Annotated in this window: 21 protein-coding genes; 14 read left to right on the top strand and 7 right to left on the bottom strand. The window is 31.2% G+C overall.

The window, feature by feature from the left end; genetic code table 11:
- Positions 1–184: 184 nt before the first annotated feature.
- A complete protein-coding gene (locus AL499_RS08160) occupies positions 185–2,164 on the top strand; it encodes a GA module-containing protein (RefSeq protein WP_037540924.1) in 1,980 nt (659 codons plus the stop codon).
- A 505-nt stretch (positions 2,165–2,669) separates the two neighbouring features.
- Here the strand turns inward: AL499_RS08160 and AL499_RS08165 are convergent.
- Positions 2,670–4,676 carry an amidase domain-containing protein gene (locus AL499_RS08165; protein ID WP_002492407.1) on the bottom strand — a complete coding sequence of 669 codons (2,007 nt, stop codon included), beginning with the start codon at positions 4,674–4,676 and terminating at the stop codon, positions 2,670–2,672.
- A 308-nt stretch (positions 4,677–4,984) separates the two neighbouring features.
- Here AL499_RS08165 and AL499_RS08170 point away from each other — a divergent pair, with 308 nt between their 5' ends.
- On the top strand, positions 4,985–7,822 hold the full coding sequence (locus AL499_RS08170; RefSeq protein WP_002492582.1) for a YhgE/Pip domain-containing protein: 2,838 nt from the start codon (positions 4,985–4,987) through the stop codon (positions 7,820–7,822).
- A 61-nt stretch (positions 7,823–7,883) separates the two neighbouring features.
- On the opposite strand, the gene AL499_RS08175 is transcribed toward AL499_RS08170, so the two are convergent.
- Positions 7,884–8,372: a hypothetical protein gene (locus AL499_RS08175; protein ID WP_002492560.1), complete on the bottom strand. Its 489-nt coding sequence runs from the start codon at positions 8,370–8,372 to the stop codon at positions 7,884–7,886.
- A gap of 356 nt (positions 8,373–8,728) precedes the next feature.
- On the opposite strand from AL499_RS08175, the gene AL499_RS12675 reads away from it, so the two are divergent.
- Positions 8,729–8,866, top strand: a complete 138-nt coding sequence (locus AL499_RS12675) for a hypothetical protein (RefSeq protein ID WP_162494754.1) — start codon at positions 8,729–8,731, stop codon at positions 8,864–8,866.
- A gap of 69 nt (positions 8,867–8,935) precedes the next feature.
- On the opposite strand, the gene AL499_RS08180 is transcribed toward AL499_RS12675, so the two are convergent.
- A complete protein-coding gene (locus AL499_RS08180; protein ID WP_081094472.1) occupies positions 8,936–9,220 on the bottom strand; it encodes a YolD-like family protein in 285 nt (94 codons plus the stop codon).
- A gap of 195 nt (positions 9,221–9,415) precedes the next feature.
- Between AL499_RS08180 and AL499_RS08185 the strand changes: the two genes are divergently transcribed.
- The 4 genes from AL499_RS08185 to AL499_RS08200 are packed head-to-tail and all read left to right on the top strand — an operon-like array spanning position 9,416 to position 14,343.
- Positions 9,416–10,528 (top strand): tyrosine-type recombinase/integrase, encoded by a 1,113-nt coding sequence (locus tag AL499_RS08185; RefSeq protein ID WP_000706213.1) that lies wholly within the window; start codon positions 9,416–9,418, stop codon positions 10,526–10,528.
- Between the two features lie 2 nt (positions 10,529–10,530).
- Complete coding sequence (locus AL499_RS08190) at positions 10,531–12,594, top strand: site-specific integrase (RefSeq protein ID WP_000026850.1); 2,064 nt, start codon at positions 10,531–10,533, stop codon at positions 12,592–12,594.
- Between the two features lie 8 nt (positions 12,595–12,602).
- A complete protein-coding gene (locus AL499_RS08195) occupies positions 12,603–12,968 on the top strand; it encodes a DUF6262 family protein (RefSeq protein WP_000410574.1) in 366 nt (121 codons plus the stop codon).
- A gap of 4 nt (positions 12,969–12,972) precedes the next feature.
- Positions 12,973–14,343: a hypothetical protein gene (locus AL499_RS08200; RefSeq protein ID WP_000368919.1), complete on the top strand. Its 1,371-nt coding sequence runs from the start codon at positions 12,973–12,975 to the stop codon at positions 14,341–14,343.
- A gap of 42 nt (positions 14,344–14,385) precedes the next feature.
- Here AL499_RS08200 and AL499_RS08205 read toward each other — a convergent pair whose 3' ends face one another.
- Positions 14,386–14,796 carry a YolD-like family protein gene (locus tag AL499_RS08205; protein WP_000612779.1) on the bottom strand — a complete coding sequence of 137 codons (411 nt, stop codon included), beginning with the start codon at positions 14,794–14,796 and terminating at the stop codon, positions 14,386–14,388.
- Positions 14,797–15,109: 313 nt separating this feature from the next.
- Complete coding sequence (gene blaZ / locus AL499_RS08210) at positions 15,110–15,955, bottom strand: penicillin-hydrolyzing class A beta-lactamase BlaZ (protein WP_000733622.1); 846 nt, start codon at positions 15,953–15,955, stop codon at positions 15,110–15,112.
- Positions 15,956–16,061: 106 nt separating this feature from the next.
- Between blaZ and blaR1 the strand changes: the two genes are divergently transcribed.
- Positions 16,062–17,819 (top strand): beta-lactam sensor/signal transducer BlaR1, encoded by a 1,758-nt coding sequence (gene blaR1 / locus AL499_RS08215; RefSeq protein WP_001096367.1) that lies wholly within the window; start codon positions 16,062–16,064, stop codon positions 17,817–17,819.
- Entirely contained in the window at positions 17,809–18,189 is a 381-nt protein-coding gene (gene blaI / locus AL499_RS08220) for a penicillinase repressor BlaI (RefSeq protein ID WP_001284658.1), read from the top strand. The genes blaR1 and blaI overlap by 11 nt, the downstream gene beginning before the upstream one ends.
- A gap of 51 nt (positions 18,190–18,240) precedes the next feature.
- Here blaI and AL499_RS12550 read toward each other — a convergent pair whose 3' ends face one another.
- The gene (locus AL499_RS12550) at positions 18,241–18,384 is read right to left on the bottom strand and encodes a hypothetical protein (protein ID WP_094449190.1); all 144 of its coding nucleotides are present in this window, start codon (positions 18,382–18,384) and stop codon (positions 18,241–18,243) included.
- A 173-nt stretch (positions 18,385–18,557) separates the two neighbouring features.
- Between AL499_RS12550 and arcA the strand changes: the two genes are divergently transcribed.
- The 4 genes from arcA to AL499_RS08240 all read left to right on the top strand — a co-directional run bounded on the left by arcA (position 18,558) and on the right by AL499_RS08240 (position 23,379).
- Positions 18,558–19,796 carry an arginine deiminase gene (arcA, locus tag AL499_RS08225; protein WP_002492452.1) on the top strand — a complete coding sequence of 413 codons (1,239 nt, stop codon included), beginning with the start codon at positions 18,558–18,560 and terminating at the stop codon, positions 19,794–19,796.
- Positions 19,797–20,090: 294 nt separating this feature from the next.
- Positions 20,091–20,852 (top strand): alpha/beta hydrolase, encoded by a 762-nt coding sequence (locus AL499_RS08230; RefSeq protein WP_002492397.1) that lies wholly within the window; start codon positions 20,091–20,093, stop codon positions 20,850–20,852.
- A 370-nt stretch (positions 20,853–21,222) separates the two neighbouring features.
- Positions 21,223–22,362 (top strand): CapA family protein, encoded by a 1,140-nt coding sequence (locus tag AL499_RS08235; RefSeq protein WP_002478495.1) that lies wholly within the window; start codon positions 21,223–21,225, stop codon positions 22,360–22,362.
- A gap of 174 nt (positions 22,363–22,536) precedes the next feature.
- The gene (locus AL499_RS08240) at positions 22,537–23,379 is read left to right on the top strand and encodes a poly-gamma-glutamate hydrolase family protein (RefSeq protein ID WP_002478496.1); all 843 of its coding nucleotides are present in this window, start codon (positions 22,537–22,539) and stop codon (positions 23,377–23,379) included.
- 31 nt (positions 23,380–23,410) lie between these two features.
- Here the strand turns inward: AL499_RS08240 and AL499_RS08245 are convergent, their stop codons facing one another.
- On the bottom strand, positions 23,411–24,037 hold the full coding sequence (locus AL499_RS08245) for an FMN-dependent NADH-azoreductase (protein ID WP_002492456.1): 627 nt from the start codon (positions 24,035–24,037) through the stop codon (positions 23,411–23,413).
- Positions 24,038–24,280: 243 nt separating this feature from the next.
- Here AL499_RS08245 and AL499_RS12345 point away from each other — a divergent pair, with 243 nt between their 5' ends.
- Positions 24,281–24,382, top strand: a complete 102-nt coding sequence (locus tag AL499_RS12345) for an SE2200 family small protein (RefSeq protein WP_002478498.1) — start codon at positions 24,281–24,283, stop codon at positions 24,380–24,382.
- Positions 24,383–24,546: the final 164 nt, after the last annotated feature.

Raw genomic sequence — 24,546 nt, forward strand, 5'->3', positions numbered from 1 at the left:
TGTAAATTTGTAAAATTTAATTAACTAAAATTATGAAATGATAGAATTTGTGTAATAAGTGCATCTGTTGCAAAAAAGAGTGACTCGTGTGTAAAATAAAGTTGATAATTATCAACCAATCGTGTATAACATAGCTATAAATAGTTATAAATTGTCAAGGAATATTAGAAAAAGGGTGACATAAATGAGGTTATTCAAATCATCACAAGGAAGACAACCATTCGGCACCTATATTAAACTATCATGTTCTGCATTGCTTATAAGTAGTGTGTTTGTGAATTATAGTTCAATAGAGAATGTTCACGCTGAAACCGCAGAAAATCAAAGTATAGATGAAAATCATCATAAAATATCACAGTGGATTAGTGATGCTAAACAAGATATAAATGAATTAAATGCATTAAACGATAGCGTTCGTAAACAATTTGAGAAACAGCTAGATGAGGCTACTTCACGTCAAGAAATTAAACAAATTGTCGCTGATGCAACAGATGAAAATCAAGCGCGTGAGGACAGTAGCGAAGCGGATAACACTTCGTCACAAGATACAAAGCATTCAGCACAATCAACTACAACGACAGATATTACTGCTGAGTTAGATAAAATTTTAGCTAATTTAAATGCAGTTGTTGATAAGGATATTACCGATACACCAAAAGCGTCTGAGGCACAACGTGGAACTAAAGACAACGAACAGTACGATGCATCAAAGGTGCAAGATAAAGAACGTCAAAATGACCAAAAATCAACAACAGTGCTAGATGATTTAGCGCATATTAAAGATCATGTTAAACAAGCTGATAGTGCTGTAACTAAAGATGACAAGGAACAAACCGAGCCAAATAATAAAGAAACAAAAAGTAATCAACAGCAAACTCCAACAGTAAAATCACACGAAAAGAATGAGGATCAATTGAAGCCACAACATCGTGATGCGAATCATTCAACACGGGCTGATAAAGCAATAGATTCAGCTGCATCTAAACAAGATACAAACAGCACTCATCTGATGGAAAAATTAGACAAACAGTTAACACCAACGGAAAAAATTGAAGCTGCTGTTACTAAAGTTCAAAATGATAATCATCATAACAATAAAGATTATGCTGATAAACGACTTAATCAATTAGCGACATTGAAAGAAAATGTCGCTAACAGAGTTGATATTGCTCAAGATAAGAAAAAACAAATCATAACTGATATTGAGCGTGCAGCAAACAAGACTACTGCTAATCGCCAAATCATACAAAATGATTTAGCTCAGGCAGAAGATAAAGAAGCTGTAGTTAAAGATATTGTTACAACTATTTTTAGCCCGAACGAGGCACAACAAATATTAAAAAATATGTCAGTTAAAGGGAAAACAGACAAAGAGATTGCAGACCAATTGTTGCAGCATATTGATAAACTAGCTTTAACATCAAGTGACGACATATTAGCATCAATGTTTGATCAAACAAAAGACAAATCACACCTTATCGAAACCATTTTAGGCATGAAACTAAGCCCGGAAGAAGCCAAGAAAGCGGCTCAACGTTTAACAAATGCAAAATTATCTAATAAAGCATTAGTTCAACAATTGAAAAAGGAATTTGGACTTAATGGTAAAGCCAATGCAGATGATATTTTGCAAAGTATATTAGATCAGTCAACCAATCAGAAAGAAGCAATTAAAACGATTTTAGCCACTAAAATCAACGAGGAAAAAGCACGACTTTTAGCAGATGTCATTTCTCGTGTAAGTAAAGATAAAAAAGACGTATTGCAATTAGTGAAAAGTGCACTTAATGGCAAAGCAGATGATTTATTACAATTGAAACATAGACTCGATCAAGCACAATATCAAGCAGATGATATTTTAGCGCCAATTAAAAATCGACCTTCCTTACTTGATCGACTTCATGCAGATGCACAACGACATCGAAGCGTACTTGATCAAATCGACGATATTCCTAACCCAACACAAGGGTTATCATTAGGTCATATTAATAATCAAGACAACTTTTTAAGCGGATTATTTGATGATAATGGCTCGCTATCATTACCTGCCTCTGGTCAGGTACTTAAAACTTATTGGCCGGTACTAGCAATAGGCATGATACTTATTGGTGGAGGATTATTGTTGCTTGCAAGAACTCGAAAACAGCATAATGCAAAATCATAAAAATCACATAAAATTAGACGAATAAAGCGTCAGTTATGATATACACCCCAAAAGTTGGATTAAAATGCAACTTAATGGGGTGTATTTTTATGGAGTAACATTATAAATCTGAAGTTAAGTAAAAATAATTCAACCATGCATAGTAGGAAAGGTGGCTATGCATATATTAAAAAAATGGATGTACTAGCGATGTTGACACGCAATCATATGTTTAAGGTGATAATCATACTTACTATAAGTTAGTGATACGCCAAAGTGAAAATGACAGGTAATTATAGAATTATTACATTTACCAAAAATACATATCCATAATATTCTGTAATGTCATACTTATATTTTATAGCGAGCCAACAATACGAAGTCTTGTAAATAAAGAAGAGAGCGGTACTACGAATTTATAATGAATTCTGTCCCGCTCCTTATCCTAGGAATTCTGTCCTAGACTATATATTTTGAGATGTATGTCTTATTTTGGTGTTTATTGTTATCTATTGAATAACTTACATTATTTTCCACTAATATAACTTAATTGATCCGCTGTATTAGCATCGAGTGTGCGATATGAAATAATACCTAAACCTTTGACATTAGATTCAGAAATGACGATAGAACCATCATCATTGACGCGTTCTACAAAGGCCACGTGTCCGTAATAACTACTTGCACCTGCTTGACCAGCTTCAAAGACCACTGCACTATGAGTTTTAGGTGTGGTATCAACATGATAACCTTCAGATTGTGCACGATTATTCCAATTATGTGCGTCACCTAAATCTCCACCAATAGCTAAGTCAAATTGTTGCATACGTTTATAAACATACCAAGTACATTGACCTTGTGGATATGGGCTTGTTGAATTGGTGTCAATAAATGGTTTAAAGTCATTACCTGTGTTATCCATGCCTGGATTGCTAGAATTGTAATGTGTTAAATCTGGTAGTTTTTTGTGATCAAAATCTGTTAAATGATAATGTTTGATGAGTTGATTTAACTTTGTTGCATAGTTTGGGTCTGTTGCATATGTTCTAGCTAAATGCGCTGTGGCGTCACGATAGCTAGATGTTTCACTTTTCCATGTTGGTTGATAAATCGTTGCATTACCATCAATGCCCTCTTTAATCAGTTGAACATAATCTTCTAATGAAGCTTTTTTATTCGGATATTTACGGAAAGCAGCTTGGATACTATATAATTGATTATTTGCCGTAGCCTCTAGTGTATTAAATTCACTAGATTCTCCTTTATATGCGCCTTTAATACCGAACAAATTAAAGTTTGGTGCTTTGGCAAGCGTACTCTGACCGGAATCAGATTCTAAAATTGCTTGTGCAATCATGACAGAGGCATAGATATCATTTTCTTGTCCTAATTGATGGGCATCAGTACCAATTGCCTTAATAAATGTGCGTGTTTGTTGACTGTCAACCACACTTAAGTCATCAGTAGAACTTGTATTGTCTGAAGCTTGGGGTATTGTTGCAAATAGACTTGTTGCACGTGTATTGGCTTGTTTTGTAGCTTCTTCAAATGATTGAGCTGGGACAGTAGCATGGGACACGCTATCTTTTGATGGTAATTGTGGGTTGTCAATTTGATGACGTGTTTCACGATCTTTCTTGACATCGATATGCGCGTATTTTTGGTGTGTTGTCGTTGTTGCGTTACTTTGTTTATGTTTATCTGATGTTTTATCTTGTGTATAGTCTTGCTGTGTTTTCTTTGCATTATCACTGTATTCATCCAAAATTGAATCTATAACGGCATCTGAAGCTGAATCGGTTGACTCTTTGTTTGAATCATTCTGTTTATCTTGCGCGGTATCATGTGATGGCGCTTCTTGGTGTGGTTTTTCCTCAGATGACGTCTCTTTGTCATCATCCTTTGATGCTTCACTATCATGTCGACGCTGTGTATCTTGAGCGTGATTAGAAGCATCATCTAAGTTATCTAATTCATCTAACGCATCGCTGACTTTATTATCATCTGTTGTCGCGTCTTTAGCTGATTGGTCATTTTGTTCTGATGTCGTTGTTGAATGCTGTTCTGTTGAGTCTGTTGTAGATGCTTTGTCTTGTTGCTCAGCTGCAGGTTCCATATCATCAGACGTATCTTGAGCGGTACGCTCGGTTGTTTCAGAATCAGATGAAAAAATTGCTGTCAATAGCTCTGACAATGAATCCTGTTGACCACGTGGATTTAAATAATTTGAAGATAAAGTATCGTCGGAAAAGAGCTTATTAAATATAGATAAGTCATCTTCATCATGGGAAGCTTTTTTTGCTCGAGTATATTGTTTGAACTTAGTAGTTTTAGCAGATTTCTCTTGTTTCTTTGTTGTTTGTTCATCATTAGTGTCAGAAGTATCATCGTTATCTGATTTATCTACAGACGCATGGTTACTTTCATTATGGCTTTGGTTTGTCAATTCAGTCGCATGTGCGATATCGGATGTAAATGTAGGTACGATAAGTGTTGCTGATAATAAGTAAATGAATATTTTTTGCTTTGACATCTTTAGAAGAACTCCTTGGAAATTAATTTCTGTAATACGGTAAAATGATCATGTGACTGACATTAGATTTACTTTGTCACACTGGCATGTATTTGATATAATTTAGTTTAGATTTGTTTTTGTTGATATCTATCAACCAATGATTAAACCTTGTAATAAAAATTATTATACTAGTATTGGTTAGAAAAAAACAGTCCAAGGACTAGATAAATAACAATATATTTATACTATCAGTTTAAAATAATCTAATGTAACATAAATGAGTAGCTTATGTGCGTAGGACAGTATTTTTTATAGGGAGTGTGACAATGAAAAACGCACTGAAATTATTTCGATTTGATTTAAAACGAATTGCGAAAACGCCAGCAGTTTGGATTATCATAGCAGGTTTAGCAATTTTGCCGTCTTTTTATGCCTGGTTCAATTTATGGGCCATGTGGGATCCATATAGTAAGACGGATCATATTAAAGTAGCCGTTGTGAATGAAGATCAGGGAGACAAAGTTCGAAATAAAGAAATCAATGTAGGTAATTCAATTGTTAACAAGCTTAAGAAAAATGGAAAGTTTGATTGGCAATTTGTTAGCAGAGCGAAAGCAGACCATGAAATCAAAATGGGGAAATACACTGCAGGCATATACATACCTAAAGAATTTTCACATGAAATAACGGGAACATTGCGCAAACAACCACAAAAGGCTAATGTTGAATATAAAGTAAACCAAAAAAACAATGCTGTTGCACCTAAAATGACAGATACAGGATCGACAGTAATTGTTGATGAAGCAAATAAAGCCTTTGATGAAACCGTCTCTAAAGCATTGTTGACAGAAGCAAATAAAGTAGGACTAAAAATCGAAGATGAAGTACCTACGATAAACAAAATAAAAAATGCTGTTTATGCAGCGAAACAATCATTGCCAAAAATTAATGCAATTGGTGATAAAATACTCTATTTAAACGATCATCAAGATCAATTAGATCAGTATGCAGATAAGTTTCGAGGACTTGGTCGTTACAAAGGTGATATTGTATCGGCACAAGATAAGTTAAATGCAGTCAATGCATCCATACCTGCTTTAAATGAAAAGGCAAAACTCGTATTAGCTTTGAACGCCTATATGCCTAACATTGAACGTGTGTTAAATGTTGCTTCTAATGACGTGCCACAACAATTTCCTAAAATTAACCGCGGTGTCTCACTCGTCAATCAAGGTATGAACACTGCACAAAGTGGGTTAAATGATGCCGACCGTTATTTAACCATAGCAAAACAGCGTGTGGGAGATTACCAAGAAGCAGCTGGACGTGCGCAAGATGCGAATAACAACATTAACTCACGTTTACAACAAGGCAGTGTAAGTCAGCAAAGCACTCAGACATCCAGCAATGGTGTGCCTTATAAAGTTGAGCAAGTTAGCACGAGCAGCTATGATGTACCGCAAGCTGGACAAATTGTTTCAAACAATGATGTTAAGTCCATGAATAGCGCTTTAGCAGAAGTACTATTATCACTATCTAAACAAGCAGATACGCAAGTTGAAGGAAACCAATCCGATTTAGCAGCATTAAAAAATATAGCTTATGGTGTGATTGCATCGGATAAACCAGATGAATTTAAAGAAAGTTTAAATCATGTGTCATCTCGTATTGAAGCTACAACACAATATAATCGTCAATTTATCGATACGTTAAAAGAACTTGAAAAAAGTGAACATGTCGATTTAAGCTCACAAATCAACAAGATTAATAACACAAATAAGCAACTGAATGATTTAATGCGTTCAGTAAATCAATTATCTGATGCCTTATCTAATGGTAGTACGGGTCAAGCTCAAGCCGTAGATATATTACGTCAATTACCAAATGTCAATGAGCAACTTAAGCAGTTTCGTTCATTTATCAAGCAAGATCTTAATCAACGCTTACTCGACATATCTAATGACATTACAGATGTGTTAAATAAGGGGCAACAAACCTTATCTACTGTGCAGTCTAAGCTCACAAGCATTGAGAACGTGATTGAAGCAGGGCATCATATTCTTAATAACGGACAACAAACGGTAAGTCGTATTCAAAGTGAATTACCTGCTATCGAGCAAGCTTATATTAATGCGATGCAAACGGCACAAGCTTATTTCCCAACGATCAAACAGAATGTAGCTAAAGCTGCTAACTTTGTAAGAAATGATTTACCACAGTTAGAACAACGGCTTGCTAACGCTACAGCGACGGTAAATGATAATATTCCAGCATTATTTTCTAGATATGATCAACTTGTTGGATTGTTAGATAAGAACCAGCCACAAGCGAAGCAAGCATTAGGAAATATGGCTCAATTTATTGAGCATAAATTGCCTGGCATTGAGAAAGATTTAACTAAAGCGGATAAGATTTTCAGGCAGCTAGATAAAGATGATGCCGTTGATAAAGTGATCGATACATTGAAGAATGACTTGAAGAAACAAGCTGACGTCATTGCACATCCAATCTCTAAAAAGCAAATTGATATTTTTCCAGTTAAAAATTATGGTTCAGGTATGACACCATTCTATACGGCATTATCAATTTGGGTAGGCGCACTATTGATGGTAAGTCTATTGTCTGTAGACAACAAACATCAAGTTCTAAAAGGTCGATTGACAACACGACAAATCTATTTAGGAAAAGCCGGATTGTTCTTATTATTAGGTGTGGTACAGGCACTAATTGTGACATTAGGAGACTTGCTTATTTTAAAAGCAAGTGTAGAATCACCTATACTATTTGTATTAATAGCACTTTTTGCTTCATTAGTCTTTAATACCATTGTTTATACATGTGTTTCATTACTTGGTAATCCAGGTAAAGCCATTGCCATTATTTTGTTAGTATTACAAATCGCTGGTGGTGGAGGAACCTTCCCTGTAGTGACTGCACCGGGATTCTTCCAAACGATTTCGCCTTATTTACCATTTACGTATGCGATTGATTCATTACGTGAAACTGTTGGAGGTATAGTACCAGCTATTTTAATTCCAAAATTGATTATTTTAGGATTGTTTGGTCTCGGCTTCTTAACGATTGGTTTATGTTTAAAACCAATTCTTGATCCGATGATGCGCAAAGTCACTAAAAAAGTTAATAAAAGTAATGTTACAGAATAGCTATAAGAAAAGCGTATGCCTCGTGATGATATGATGTCATCACGAGGCGTGCGCTTTATTGTTAATGGTTCGTTTTAGATTGTGTAGTAGACGCAGCGGAAGAATGGGAAGCAGAACGGGTAGTATTACTATCACTATCATTACCGCCACCACCTTGGCCACTGTGCTGCTGTGACTTAGCGTTGTTGCCGTGGTTTGAATTCGCATTGTTATTTGTCTTAGGTGTTTCATTTGATTTTTGTTGCTCAGCAGACTGTTGAGATTTTACAGGTTGCTGTTGTTGATAATGATATTGGGGTGCCTGTTGCTGAACATTTTGTCCATTGTTGGCAGGTGCTGTAGTAGCATTGTTTGCCGACTGCGGTGTGTCTAATTGTGCATCGTCTTCAGGGCTGTTGTCTTTGTGTGTATCATTCTTTTTCTTAGTAGATTCAACCTTGTCTTTCTGGTCGGAAGTTGAATGATGCGTTGTCGTAGCTGCAAAAAACACAGAAAAGCCTAAAGCAACAACGAGTAATAAAATAGTTATAGCTGCTAATACTTTTTTCAAAAATAATGCCTCCATCGTCTAAATGATTATGTATTAAACTTCACCTTATATCTATGTATTGAGTTTTATGATGCAAATAATGTATACTTTATCATTTTACACTATTAAAAAAATGATTTCGACTTAATTTTCATATAAGGCTAAAGTCTAATATGTAGGAGACATACTAAGATTAGCTATGAACTCTGTCCTGCTCCCAACTCACAGTAAGAAAGTAGTAGAAAAGTATAATTAAAAGTTCACTGGTGTTACAGCGAATGATTGTAAAGCGAGTAAAGTTCAATTTGTCGTTAAAGGTAACTTAACATATGACAAGTTAGTTAAAGCTTATGGTAACAACTTGAAAAAAGTTAAAGATGATACAAATAGAAAAGATACAAGCCTGTTCGTCTATAAATCAACAAAAAAAGGGTTTAGGAGTTACATGCTTTGTTAAACATGGCAAAGTAGTTGAAGTAGATATGAGCGATGCGAGATTTACAACAAGTAAATAATATAAGTAGTCTATGAAGACAGTGATAAAAGACGTCTTCATAGCTATTTTTTTGTCTAGACATTTGAGGTTATTCCACATTACATAAGACATTAAAATCCAAGTTTATTGTTTCATTGCCACGCTCATTACCTATAACAATATATTGCTGTTGCGTGTCAATATGTTTAATATAGCCAGAGATTGAATGGATATAACCACTGCGCCAATAACTAATAATAGCGAGTTGCTGGTGGACGAATTTCGTTGTTAAATTGTGATTGATGAGTGTTAATTGGTCTTCAGATAAGATGGGCATGTCAATTTTATTTTGTTCTTCGATATAGTCACGCAGCTGTTGATATTGCTCTGGCATTGTCGCAAACGGTTATATATATGTTGAAGAATATAGACTATTTTGTTTAAAATGAATCATATTTTAAGAAAAAATGAACAAAGTAAAAATATTAAATAGTCTTTTTTTATTACGTGTAATAAGTTTAATATGTATGATGTAAAAAGAATTTGAATAGTGTATACTTATACTATTAAAATTAGAAATGAGATTATTATGAAAATAGTAGAAGTAAAATCTAAGAATGGTACCAATTTTATGATTTTAGATGGTAATAATGAACCTATAGTAGATGCAGTAAGATATTTGAAGTATCTGGATAGTGTTAAGAAAAGTTTAAATACCAAGAAAACCTATGCCTATGCACTAAAAAATTTTTTTGTTTACTTAGAAAGTAAAAAGATATGCTATAAAGAAGTTAGTTTTGATAACTTTGTTGATTTTATAAGATGGATGAAAACACCTTTTGAATATGAGAATGTCCTCTCTTATCACCGAAAAGAAAAAAGCATTAGTCCTAAGACAATTAATCTGACTATGACTGTAGTATCTAATTTTTATGATTATCTCTATAGGAGTAAAAAATTAGATGTTAATTTCTATGATTTTATGCATATGGAAAGTAAATACTCTAAAAAATATAAAAGTTTCATGCATCACATAAATAAGGACTATAGAACGTTGAAAAATATTTTGAAAGTTAAAGAACCAAAGAAAAAAATAGAAGTGTTAACTAATGCGGAGGTTAAGAAATTATTAGAGGAAGCTAATAATATTAGAGATAAATTCTTAATACAATTACTATATGAAACCGGATTACGTATAGGTGAGGTATTATCATTACGTATTGATGATATTAAATTTGACTTTAGAAAAGGCCATCAAATAGTTTTGAAAAATAGATTTAATGATAATGGTACTTATTTGAAAACTGGGGAAAGAAAAATATTTATTTCCCAATCGTTAATTGATTTATACGATGATTATGTCTACGAAATAATTGACGAACTTTCAATATGTTCTGATTATCTTTTTGTAAAAATAAAGGGGAGAAATGTAGGAGAAGCTATGAATTATAGTGATATATATTCATTATTTAAAAGGCTAAAACATAAAACATCTATAAATGTTCATCCTCATTTATTTCGCCATACACATGCAACTGTTTTTTATAATGAAACTAAGGATATAAAACAAGTTCAAGAAAGACTTGGTCATAGTAATATACAAACGACTATTAATTTATATGTTCATCCCACTGAAGAAGATATACGTGAAGATTGGAATAAAGTAAAGCATCAATTTCAAGTTTTTAATAAAGGGGAATGACTATGTCAATACCAATTAATTTACCTACAAACAGTACTATGATTAATGAATTATGTACATTACAAAGTAGAACCATCAATATAAAAGGAGAGGTTTTAATAACTGAAATATATGATGATTACTTTTTTAAAAATGATGAGTGGCACATTACAGCTTTTAACAAATTCAAGCAATTTCAAGATAGTATCAAGAACTATAGAGACAAAAGAAAAAATGTTTTCTTTAGGATTAAAAGTAAAAATTTGAATTTAGAATTTAAATACCTTTTTTTGAAACTGATAGTTAAAGAGGATTGGTCCTTATCTAATTTATTTAATACTGGAGCAGTAAAGCTTAATAAGATTGCTAAGTTCTTTAATGAAGTTTATCCAAATTTAAATTCTTTACTTGATTGTGATATAAATACATTAGAAAAGCACTGGTTTAATTGGCTGACTGAAAATAATATACCAATAAAAAGAAGATCATCAACAATAGTTTTTGGTGATTATGAATACAAAAGCGGACTGGCTTCTTTTTTAAAGAATATGTACATTAATCTAATTAAGTTCATTGATAAGCGAGAAGAATGGGAAAAAGATAAATGGGATATTAGAAATTTAGAAAAATATGGATTGAGTTATAATAAAACACTAACTGGCAATTATTTAAACTTTGAAAAAATTGAGTCAATTAAAATGCGAGAATTAGCAAAAAAATATTTAAAAAATCGTTTGATAACTGGTGATATAGCATTTGCTACAGCAAGGTTTTATATAAGAGTTTTAACTAGGTTTTTTCAAAATATATCTAAAAATAAAGAAACAAGGAATAGTTTAAATGAACTAGATAGATGTCATATCGAAGCATATATAGAATTTTTGTTTGAATATGCAGCTAATAAACATTTGCAAAGTACTAAGAATTTTGTGAGAGAAGAATTAAAAACAATTAGAAGGTTCTTAAACGATATTATAACTCAAAACTATGCTATAGCACCGTACCAAGATATACGATTTTTAATTTATCCTCAAGACTTACCTAAACACGAAAAGAAAAATAGTAGCCAAATTGATTATATCCCAGATTTTGTATTGGAACAGCTTTTTGAGCATATAAATGATTTGCATAAAGATTTAATACCTGTAGTTTGGATAGCTTTTAAAACAGGATTAAGAATTTCTGATGTATTGACATTACAAAATAATTGCCTTGCAAAAGTTAATGGAAAGTATTCAATAATCACAGATATTGCTAAAACTTTTGTTAAAGGACATAGAATACCAATTGATAATAAATTAGCTGATATAATAGCAGTTTTAATAGCCGATTCTAAAAGTAAAAGTACAAAAGATAATAATCCTAATAATTATATTTTTGCTATTTATAAAGGAAAAAGAAAGGGAATGCCCTTTACACAACATATGGTCAGAGCACACTTAAATCATTTATCAAAGACTAAAAATATTATTGATGAACAAGGAGAAATCTTCCATTTCAAAACTCATCAATTTAGACATACCTATGCAGTAAAATTGTTAAATGGTGGAGCAGATATATTAACGATACAAGAATTATTAGCACACTCCTCACCAGAAATGACTCTAAGATATGCTAAGTTACTTGATGATACAAAGAGAAAGGCTTTTGAATCAGTTATTGATCAAGGAGCTTTTAGTTTTGATGTTGACGGTAAAATTAAAAATATACAGCATAGTAGTGAACTATCTGAAAAAGCATTGAATTCTTTATGGCAAGAACATAAATTAAACGCAATGGACAATCCTTATGGCACTTGTCATGCTAGATTGAGTGGTGATTGTCCATACATGGAAGCTCCGCCATGCCTGACTTGTAATTCTGGGAAACCATGTAAGGATTTAGCTATTGGATTTTCTGATTTAGATGTTGAAAAATATGAATTACATATCAAATCAACGGTCAAATCTATAGAATTAGCTAAAAATAATAATAGACAAGATATGGTTGAAAAGCATATAAATATATTAAATAAATATGAAGAAATACTAGGTAATATAAAAGATGGAAACATTATATTCGGGAGAAGTAATAGAATAAAAGTATAGAGGTTAAGATGGAAAAATTTAATAGACAAGAACAATTAAAACAGTTGCATGCAGAACGAAAAGTTAAAACCGAGAAAAAAGTTGATAAAGCAATAAATGATTTAGTTCAAAAAAATAAAGAAATTAACTTTAACATCGTTTCTAAACATTCAAAAGTTTCGAAAGCTACATTATATAAAAATAATAAAATTCGAAAGAAAATAGAGAAGTTACGTGAACAAAACAGAGAAATATTTGTTCATAAAAATAAAAATGACGGTAAAGATGCGTTAATCTCCTCTTTAAAAAGAAAAGTAAATTCTTTAGAAAAAGAGAAAAAAATGTTGAAAGAAGAAATTAGCGTTTTATATTCTAGGCTGTATGAGGATATTTAAAATAATGGACAATAAAATTGAAAAGATTCTAGAAGATATTAATAAATTACAAGGCTATAAAGTAACATATCAATATGCTACTGCTATAAATATAAAAGATAATAACATGAACCCTTGGTTTGAAAAAATTGAGGAAATTCTATTGAATGTAAAAGGAGTTATACGCATTTTATCTCCTGACAACCCCCCGGTAAATTATGATTATTGGATTTTACCTGGAAGATATAAAAGACATACAAAAGAATATCACGAAAAACTAGAAAAATTTTTAGAAAAATTTGCTACTAATGCAAATATTAATGATGGATTGTTTGATCAAAATAATATACATGGATACAAATATAAAAAATATATATTCACTCCACATATTGAAATTACTCATGAGAACACTTTGAATTTATTTTTTTTAACCTTAACTATATTTAACAATGGTACATTTGTTATAGAAATCATTGAAGACTTAGAGAGTATAAACTTTGGAAGCGACTTGTATAGTACTTTCTCATGTGTAAAAGATAAGATATATCCTCTAATTAATCAAGAAAAAAATAATAGACAAAGACAGTATCAATTGTATGGTAATAGACATTGTAAAAATATTAGAGATGTTTCTAGACAAATTAATAGAATTATAAAAATTAATAGTAAGGATATTTTTGAATATAAAGTATCTAAAAATATGGGTTTTGAAGTTTATTATTTAGCTAATGAAAATGAATTTACTGATGATCCTTTCTATGAGGACGTGAAGATTCAAGAGTGGTTAGTAAATGCGCCTATTTTTTCATTTGAAGGAAAAAGTAAACATTTTAGGCAAGATGGTTATAGCGATAATTATATAAACTTCTTGAATAAAGCATCTGTTTTTGTAGTTTGGATGGATGAGCAAGAAGAAGATGTTTTAGAAAAATGTTCTCAAATGGCACTTTATTTCAATAGTTCTGCTAATTTCTTTTTCTTAGAAACTATGTTAAATGAATTACAATTGTATGGGTATCAACAATATAATTTAAATGGAAAAAAAGAAGCCCTATATTTTAGACAATGGATACTAAATTTCAAGAGATCTATTGCAATTATTTATAGAACAGAGCTTTTACCTAGTTTATATTTATATTTGTATCTAAAGAATAATAATGATTTTAAATCTCCACAATATATTGAAGAATTAAACAAAGAAGAATTATCACTAATTGAATTGGAGCAGTCATATAAGGAAGAAGAAAGAAGCGAAAAATTAAATAAACTTTTGTTAATAATAAGTCTTTTATCAATTTTCCAAGTAGTAGAAATTTTTTTCAGTGATAAAAATAATATATTTAATATCAGTATGATACTTATAATGATTTTGCTAGAAGTATTTCGAAAAAGGTAATTATAAGAACACTATTTAAACTTTTTAAAAGTTTAAATAGTGTTAAGTGATACTACAAACGTTAGCATTATTTAAATTATATATATTATTGTTAGTATCAGAAAAGGAAAATGTATTACTAATTTCATCCTTTTTTAAAATTTTTCCTGTATATTTTGAAATGTTACCGTCTTCCCAATATGAGATTGTACATAACTCATCATTTTGAATTTTTATTTGAAAAATCTGATCTAAATTATCTAATGAATCATGTGTTAGCAATGGTTTTTCTATTTTATTTTGATCCTTTATAATTTGTTCTAAAATTTCAAACTGTTGCGGGAGAGTCGCAAAAGCTTGCCATTTGATTTTTCCACGCCCTTGAGGGATTTTAGGGTTTAAATATTTTCTTGGTATTTTTCTATAATCAGTTTCATATTTATATTCATCTGGCGCATTAGGATTTGGAATCATGTTTACCACCTCATCATCATTGTAGAACGTATGTTCTTTTTTGGCAAGGATTATATAATTTTTTAATGTGATTAATTAATTAATTTAAAATAAGTTATTTTCTATATGGAAAAGTTGAGTAAGATTATCGAGCATTTATAATTATAGTAACTGGAATTATGATGTTTGGTATGTTAATAGTATTTTCTCTTTTAAAAAATGTGAACATAAAAAAATAGAACATATATAATTATAAATAATATATATGTTCTTCGATATTATGAAGTTTTATGAAAGATAGAATTATATCAGTTTTTGTAGTACATTTAGACTATTAAAATTTGTTTATTACATTCTTGGCGGTTTCACTTATCAATTTATCATTAGGTTTATCACTTTTATTGTCTTTATTCGTAAAAATGACTAAAATAATAGGTTCAGATTGGTTCTTAGGATAAACAAAAGCTACATCATTTCTAGAAGCATATGTTATTGCTTGACCACTTTTATCAGCAACCTTATAGTCTTTTGGAACACCATCTTTAATTAAAGTGTCTCCGTTTTTATTATTTAACATTAAATCAAGTAAGAAATTTTTATTTTTTTTGCTTAATTTTCCATTTGCGATAAGTTTATTTAAAGTCTTGCCGAAAGCAGCAGGCGTTGAAGTATCTTTTTTGCTCTTTGGTGAATAGTAATTTAATTCTATTTCATATCTAACTGGATTTGTTACTTTATCTCCCAATTTTTTTAAACGTTTTTTAATTTTTTTGATTCCACCGATTTCGTTTATAATTTTATTGTTTGCTGTATTATCACTATACTTCATTGAAGCCTCAATAAGTTCTTTTAAAGTGATATCTTTTCCTACATATTTTTCTAAAATAGGAGAATAAGCAACTATATCATCTTTGTTAATATGTACTTTTTTATTTAACTTATTATAAGGTACTTGTTCTAACAAAATAGCACTATTTATCGCTTTTGAAGTTGAAGCATAGGCAAATCTCTTATCGGCATTAAATTTTACTTCCTTACCACTTTTAGTATCTAATGCATAGACACCAATATTAGCATTATATTTCTTTTCTAAATTATTTAACTCTTTAGCATGTGAACTGGTTGAATTACATGCACTTAAAACTAAAGCAATTGCAATTAAAAGTATTAACTTTTTCAAAATATACCCTCCAATATTACAGTTGTAATTTCTATAAATCAATAATATTACAATTGTAATATTCGCGTCAATAGTTTATTATAAATATTTGAAAGAAGGTGTTGAAATGGCTAAGTTATTAATAATGAGCATAGTAAGCTTTTGTTTTATATTTCTATTGTTATTATTTTTTAGGTACATATTAAAACGCTATTTTAATTATATGTTAAATTATAAAGTTTGGTATCTAACTCTTCTTGCAGGATTAATTCCTTTCATCCCTATTAAATTCTCTTTTTTTAAATTTAATAATTTGAATAATCAAGAGCCCACAGTTGAAAGTAATTCACACAATTTGAATCCTAACATAAATACCACTAAACCTGTTCATGAGTTTACAACAGACATCCATAAGTTTAATTGGGATTCAATAGATAATATCTGCACAGTTATTTGGATAGTTTTAGTTATTATTTTAAGTTTTAAATTTTTAAATTCTTTATTATATCTTAAGTATTTAAAGAAACAGTCACTTTATCTAAATGAAAAAGAAAAAGATAAAATAAACAAGATACTTTTCAATCATCAATATAAAAGAAATATTGTGATTCGAAAAGCAGAATCTATTCATTCTCCAATAACTTTTTGGTATGGAAAATATATTATTTTGATTCCCAGTTTATATTTTAAAAGTATAAATGACAAAAAACTAAAATATATAATATTGCACGAGTATGCTCATGCTAAAAACAGAGATACTTTGCATTTAATTATCTTTCATATTTTTTCTATTGCTATGAGTTATAATCCACTAATACAAATTGTAAAAAGAAAGATGATTCATGACAATGAAGTAGAAGCCGATAGATTTGTCCTTAATAATATTAACAAAAATGAATTTAAGTCTTATGCGGAAGCTATTATGGATTCCGTATTAAAAACCTCATTTTTCAACAAAAATATATTAAGCCATTCATTTAATGGTAAAAAATCATTACTCAAAAGAAGATTAATTAATATAAAAGAAGGCAATCTGAAGAAGCAGTCAAAATTAATTCTAATTTTTATTTGTATTTTTACTTTTTTTATCATGATAATTCAAAGCCAGTTTTTAATGGGGCAATCCTTAACTGATTATAATTATAAAAAGCCCTTACAAAGCGATTACCAAATTTTAGATGAAAGTAAAAATTTTGGTTCAAATAGTGGATCTTTCGTTATGTACAGCATGAAGAAAGACAAATACTATATTTATAATGAAAAAGAAAGTAGAAAAAGATATTCTCCTGATTCAACTTACAAAATTTATTTAGCACTGTTTGGACTTGACCGTCATATTATAAGTGATAAAAATTCACGTATGTCATGGAATCATAATCATTATCCTTTCGATTCTTGGAATAAGGATCAAGATTTAAATACGGCAATACAAAACTCAGTTAATTGGTACTTCGAACGTATTAGTAATCAATTATCAAAGAACTATACTTCTGATCAACTCAAGCAATTAAATTATGGTAATAAAAATTTGGGAAGTTATAAAGCCTATTGGTTGGAAGATAGTTTGAAAATATCTAATCTTGAACAAGTAATAGTTTTAAAAAATATGATGGAACAAAATAACCATTTTAGTAAAAATGAAAAGAAACAATTATCTTCTTCGTTATTGATTAGAAAAAATGAAAATTATGAATTGTATGGGAAAACAGGTACAGGTATAGTAAACGGGAAATATAATAATGGGTGGTTTGTAGGTTACGTAATTACAAATCATGATAAGTATTATTTTTCTACACATTTATCAGATGAAAAAGCCTCTGGTGAAAATGCTAAATTCATAAATGAAAAAATATTAAAAGAAATGGGTGTTTTAAATGGCCAATAAGCAAGTTGAAATATCTATGGCTGAATGGGATGTTATGAATATAATATGGAATAAAAAATCAGTATCAGCTAATGAAATTGTAGTTGAGATTCAAAAAAATAAAGAAGTTAGCGATAAGACGATTAGAACATTAATTACAAGACTATATAAAAAAGAGATTATAAAACGCTATAAATATAATAATATTTATTTTTACTCATCAATTATTAAAGAAGATGATATTAAAATGAAAACTGCTAAAACCTTTCTTAATAAATTGTATGGAGGGGATATGAAAAGTTTAGTGCTTAATTTTGCGAAAAATGAAGAATTAAATAACAAAGAAATTGAAGAATTGCGAGACATTTTAAATGATATTAGTAAAAAATAAATAGATATAGGGTTCAAACATAATACATATATAAATTATGTTTGAACCCTATTAAATTAGATTTTTTATGAGATTAGTACATATAACAAACGGTGCCCATTTGACGATACCACGACCTTGTGGAATATTACTGTCTAAGTATTCTCTTGGTATTTTTCGATAATCGGTTTCATGTCGATATTGTTTAGGAATCATAGTTATCACCTCGAACTCATTATAGAACATATGTTCGTAAATTTAAATAGAAAACTACAATTTTCAAAAATATAAATAATAGCAGGACATAGAAGTGGATTAATAGGGTATAGGTAATTCGTAGAAAGACTTTATGCATATCATGATTGATTGAACAAAGGGGAAATGAATTTATGTCACATGGTCCTATTCAAGTGAATAGTGAAATTGGAACATTAAAAACTGTATTGCTAAAACGACCGGGGAAAGAATTAGAAAATTTAATACCGGATCATTTAAGTGGTCTATTGTTTGATGATATTCCATATTTAAAAGTGGCTCAAGAAGAGCATGATCATTTTGCACAAACATTGCGGGATGAAGGTGTAGAAGTACTATATTTGGAGCAATTAGCAGCCGAAGCAATTGTAGAGCCGAACGTACGTGCACAATTTATTGAAGAGGTGTTGACAGAATGTCCAGAAACGATTCTCGGACATGAACAAGAAATTAAAGCCTACTTTGCTACATTGACTAATGAGGAATTGATTGAAAAAATCATGTCTGGTGTTCGCAAAGAAGAAATTAAATTAAAATCAATTCATTTAGTGGAATATATTGATGATTTATACCCATTTTATTTAGACCCAATGCCAAATTTATACTTTACACGTGATCCACAAGCTTCTATTGGACATGGGATGACAGTAAACCGCATGTATTTTGGTGCACGCCGTCGAGAGTCTATTTTTATGTCATATATATTAAAGTATCATCCTCGTTTTAAAGATGAAGATATTCCAGTATGGTTGGATCGACAGACACCATTTAATATTGAAGGTGGGGATGAACTCGTATTATCTAAAGAAGTATTAGCTATTGGAATTTCCGAACGCACGTCTGCCCAAGCGATTGAACGTTTAGCACGGCAAGTCTTATTTAATGCAGATGCAACATTCACAAAAGTATTAGCGATAGAAATTCCTAATAGTCGTACCTTTATGCACTTGGATACTGTCTTTACGATGATTGATTATGATAAATTTACGATGCATGCAGCTATTTTCAAGAAAGAACAAAATATGAATATCTTTACTATTGAGCAAAATACACAAGGTGATGATATTCAAATTACACGGTCAAGCGATTTAAAAGCGACATTAGAGCAGGCACTTGGTATCGAAGAAATTGAATTTATTCCTACAGGTAATGGAGATATTATCGATGGTGCTCGAGAGCAATGGAATGATGGTTCTAACACATTATGCATTCGTCCAGGAGTGGTTATTACATATAATCGCAATTATGTATCTAACCAATTATTACGTGAAAAAGGGATTAAAGTGATTGAAATTAGAGGTAGTGAACTCGTGCGTGGTCGCGGAGGTCCAAGATGTATGAGTCAGCCTTTATATAGAGAAGAGATAGATTAGCAAAGTGGTTCTTTCTGATATGATTATAATGCTATAACACGGAAAATTATTGGAAAATCATGTATAGCAATATGAGCAAGATTATGATTGTAATATATAAGGCCCCTCATTATTTTGGTTTAATAAAGTTTATTAGACTATACGATAGGGCCTTATTTTTTGAGCTGTATACAGATTTTAATTGATATGAATGTCTGAGCATTGTTTGATTTTAAAAGAGACCAAATAGCGTGCTAAAGTGTAAAATGATATGATTAGAATAATCTATTGATAATGAGAGGAATGAACATCAAGATGGCTTATATTACATTAAATTATCAATCGCCAACGATTGGCATGAATCAAAATTTAACAGTTATTCTACCAGAAGATACGAGTTTTTTTAAAAGTGATGGAATTGCTAAACCACTTAAAACGGTTATGCTGCTACATGGATTATCAAGTGATGCCACATCATATATGAGATTTACAAGCGTTGAACGCTATGCAGAATCACATCAATTGGCCATTATTATGCCTAATGCTGATCATAGTGGGTATGCCAATATGGCGTATGGCCATCGTTATTATGATTATATTTTAGAAGTGTATCATTATGTGCATCAAATTTTTCCTCTATCAACGCGTCGAGAGGATAACTTTATTGCTGGTCATTCTATGGGGGGTTATGGAACGATGAAATTTGCACTGACACAAAGTCAGTTATTTTCCAAAGCAGCACCAATGTCTGCCGTCTTTCAAGCACAAACCTTGATTGATTTAGAATGGACAGACTATCATCCGCAAGCAATTACAGGTGAACATACTAATGTTAAAGGCACAAATTTAGATACATATCATTTGGTTGATGCAGCAGTGGCACGAGAAGAAACACTTCCAGAATTATTTATTCAGTGCGGAACCGAAGATTTTCTGTACCAAGATAACTTAACATTTATTGACTATCTAGCAGATAAACAGATTCCTTATCGTTTTGAACCTAGTCCAGGCGCCCATGATTACACTTATTGGGATAAAAGTATTGCGCGTGCCTTAGCATGGTTTGTTAATGATTAATCCATTAAAATACCTTCCATAGTAAAATAGGAGGGTATTTTTTATATTTCGCTTATATTGCATTGGTCACATATATATAGTTTTAAGTTTATTGTCATCATGATGCAAAGATGTCATGCTACGAAAACCTACTAAGGCATTACATTCCTTAGTGCGTGCTACTGAAATATACGACTAAATTAATTCATCAAAATTAAAAATAGTAATCATATCATAAACATGACTTTGCAATTTATCATTATTTGTATTATATAATAGTGGTGTTTTATTACCATGATTAAAATTGAATGTAATTAGAATATATTATAGAATTAAAAAGTAGATAAATTGGATTTTGGGCCGCTAAAAATGCATGTTAGGAGGTATGTGTATGCAGAAGTATCGTATTGTATGTGTGATTGCCTTAGTTTTAATGTTGATAATGAGTTATTTAACTTTAACCACAAAGGTTAATGCCTCAGCATCTGTCGTAGCTGTTGGTGATAATTTAATACATCCAGTTGTTTATAACGATGCTAAAGTAGGTTCGAATAAATATGATTTTAAACCTATGTACAAGCATGTGAAATCAAATATTCAACAAGCAGACTTCGCGTATGTGAATCAAGAATCACCGATTGGTGGAGATGATAAGCCGTACTCAGGATTTAAACAATTTAATACACCGAGTGATGTAACTAAAGCCATTGTAGATAGTGGGTTTAACATCATAAATGGTGCAAACAACCATTCACTGGATCAAGGTGATTCAGGAGTAACCAATCATATAAATGCTTGGAAACCCTATCGCCATGACGTGTTGTTTTCTGGTGTTTTCAAGTCTCAAAAAGAAAGCGAAGCGGTACATACAATTACGAGAAATGGTATTACTGTAAGCTTACTTTGCTATACATATGGTACAAATGGCCAAATATCTCAATATCCTTATACAGTAAAAACCTTTGATGAAGCAACGATAAAAAAAGATGTGCGCAAAGCAAAGGAACATAGTGATGCGGTAATTGTTTCAGCACATTGGGGCAATGAGAATCATACAATGCCGAATGAGAAGCAACAAAAGTATGCGCAGTTATTTGCAGATGAAGGTGTTGACGTTGTTTTAGGAATGCATCCACATGTTATTCAACCGGTTAAATGGGTAAAAGGAAAAAATCAGCATCAAACGTTAGTGGCATATTCACTTGGTAATTTCTTAAACGGGCAATATACTTCAACGGAATGGAACCAATTATTAGGACGGTTGAATTTTAATTTAGAAAAAACTTCTAAAGGTGTTACCGTGAACAACGTAAAATGGCGCAGCATGGTTAACCATTATGAACAAAGTAAGCCTATGGATAAACGTACGCGCAAACATTTTGTATTATATAATTTACACGATTATACACCGGCGTTGGCTGAGAAACATGCCTTACGCCAAAATATACAAAGTCAATGGGACATCCCACACTTACAGCAAATGACTAAAAGCATTATTGATGATGAATTTTTAGACGCACAAAGTATTTAGTGCGTCACGTTTCACGAGAAACATCGCTTGTCATCCAACCATTGAGCTAACGTAAAATCATGTTAAAGTATATGTGAAAAGGTCTAACGTTTTCATTAAATATAACAGGAAAGATTTGTTTTTTCTTGTGAATAAGCTAATATAAAAGCTATAAATTGATATTGGAGATAAAATATGTCACCACAAAAAGCCAAACAACGCACAAATAATAAAAAAATATTTCTGTTTGTTATGATACTCATTACCATTATATGCGTATGTTTAGCAATTTTTTATCATAGGACAACGGCAGAGTTACATCACGGAGTATTTAATCGTGGTGAACTAGCACAATTAGCACCAGATAAAGTTCCTGTCCCAGATGTGAGACGTCCAGATTACTTTAAATCAATGACTCAATTATTTGCTCATACTAAAGAAGGGCGAGATTGGAAGAAAGAAGTCATACATACAAAGAGCGATGCAATCATTATTGCACCGCACGGGGGTAATATTGAAAAAGGAACAACGGAATTATCGCGACTTGTTGCACGAAAGAACCATTATAATTTCTATTCATTTATAGCTTTGCGTCATCATGCAGAACGTTTACATGTAACGTCGGCGCATTATAATGATCCTCAACTATTAAAGATGCTCCAAAAGCAAGAATATGCCGTTGCGATACATGGCGCAAAAGGGAATCACCCGATTGTCTATATTGGGGGATTGGACACACCTTTAAAATTAGCCATTCAAAAGCAATTGATTAAGTCACATTTTGTTGTTAAACCTGCGCCAACATATCTTGGTGGCGAACTGACCGGTAACTTTGTCAACAAGGATTTAAAGCATGCAGGAGTACAATTGGAGCTCACCACTGCATTGCGCAAATCTTTTTTCGTCAATGATAATTTTAATCATATCGCTAAGGATAAGCATCAAGATTTTACAAAGCGTATGTATGTTTTTGCAGACGCTATTGATCGCGCAATAGATGAAATAGAACATAAGAAAAGCACGTCTGACTCAGATTAAATGGTCGGACGTGCTTTTTAAATAAAATTTATTAGAAGTTTTTAGCAACTTCTGTAGCTTTTGCTAGACTAGCTGCTTTGATTTCTTCTGTTTTTTCTGGTTCTGCATTGTGACCTTCAATAATGACATTCTCATATGATGGCACTCCTAAGAAAGTCATAATTGTTTTCAAGTAACGGTCACCAGATTCCATTTCAGCTGCGGGGCCTTCACTATAATATCCACCACGAGATTGGATATGTAGTACTTTTTTATCTGTTAATAAACCTTGTGGGCCTTCTGCTGTGTATTTGAATGTTTTACCGGCAACAGTAATAGCGTCAATATAAGCTTTTAATACAGGAGGGAATGATAAATTCCACATTGGTGACACGAATACATATTTATCAGCGCTTAAAAATTCATCAAGAATTTCAGCTAAACGTTCAATTTTTTCTTTTTCATCACCGTTAAGTGTTTCACCGTTTGCTGCTTTACCCCATCCTGTTAAGACATCTTTGTCAATGAGTGGAATGTAAGTATTGAATAAATCGATATGCACGATGTCATCTTGAGCATGTTGTTCTTTATAAGCGTTTAAAAAGGCTTTACCAGCTGCCATAGAGTTAGATGCCAGTTCATCTAATGGATGTGCAGTAATATAGAGTAATTTAGACATGAGTTGAGCTCCTTTAAATTGTGATTTAGATATAATTATTATACTTCTAATTGCATATAGCGCAAGCACTTTGTTTTAAAATCATACTAATGGCGTATGTATGATTGATATTATTGATAAGCGATGCATAAAATAGAATTCTTATTTTTAAAAATAGAAGATAAATGTGTATAATAGGTATATGAAGCTTTCACACGACACGTGAAGAGTTTGAATTTTGATTTACCAAAAGGAGTGACAAGAATGAAAGGTCTATTCATTACAATTATATTAGGTGCAGTTGGTTTTGTAGCTTTCAAAAAATATCAAGAGAAAGTAAATAAAATGCCAAATATTGAATATTAAAAACAACAAGCCAGGATATTTTCACATCTAGAAAATATCCTGGCTTTTGTTTTATAGGATGTGCAGTGTAAATCGTAACTTTATAGTGAAAATTTACATGATGTTTACAAAAAATTAAATTTAATTTATAAAAGTTATTGTAGGATTAAATGTAATTGTATATT

Origin of the sequence: Staphylococcus lugdunensis, from assembly GCF_001558775.1 — a bacterium.
GTDB classification, from domain to species: Bacteria; Bacillota; Bacilli; order Staphylococcales; family Staphylococcaceae; genus Staphylococcus; species Staphylococcus lugdunensis.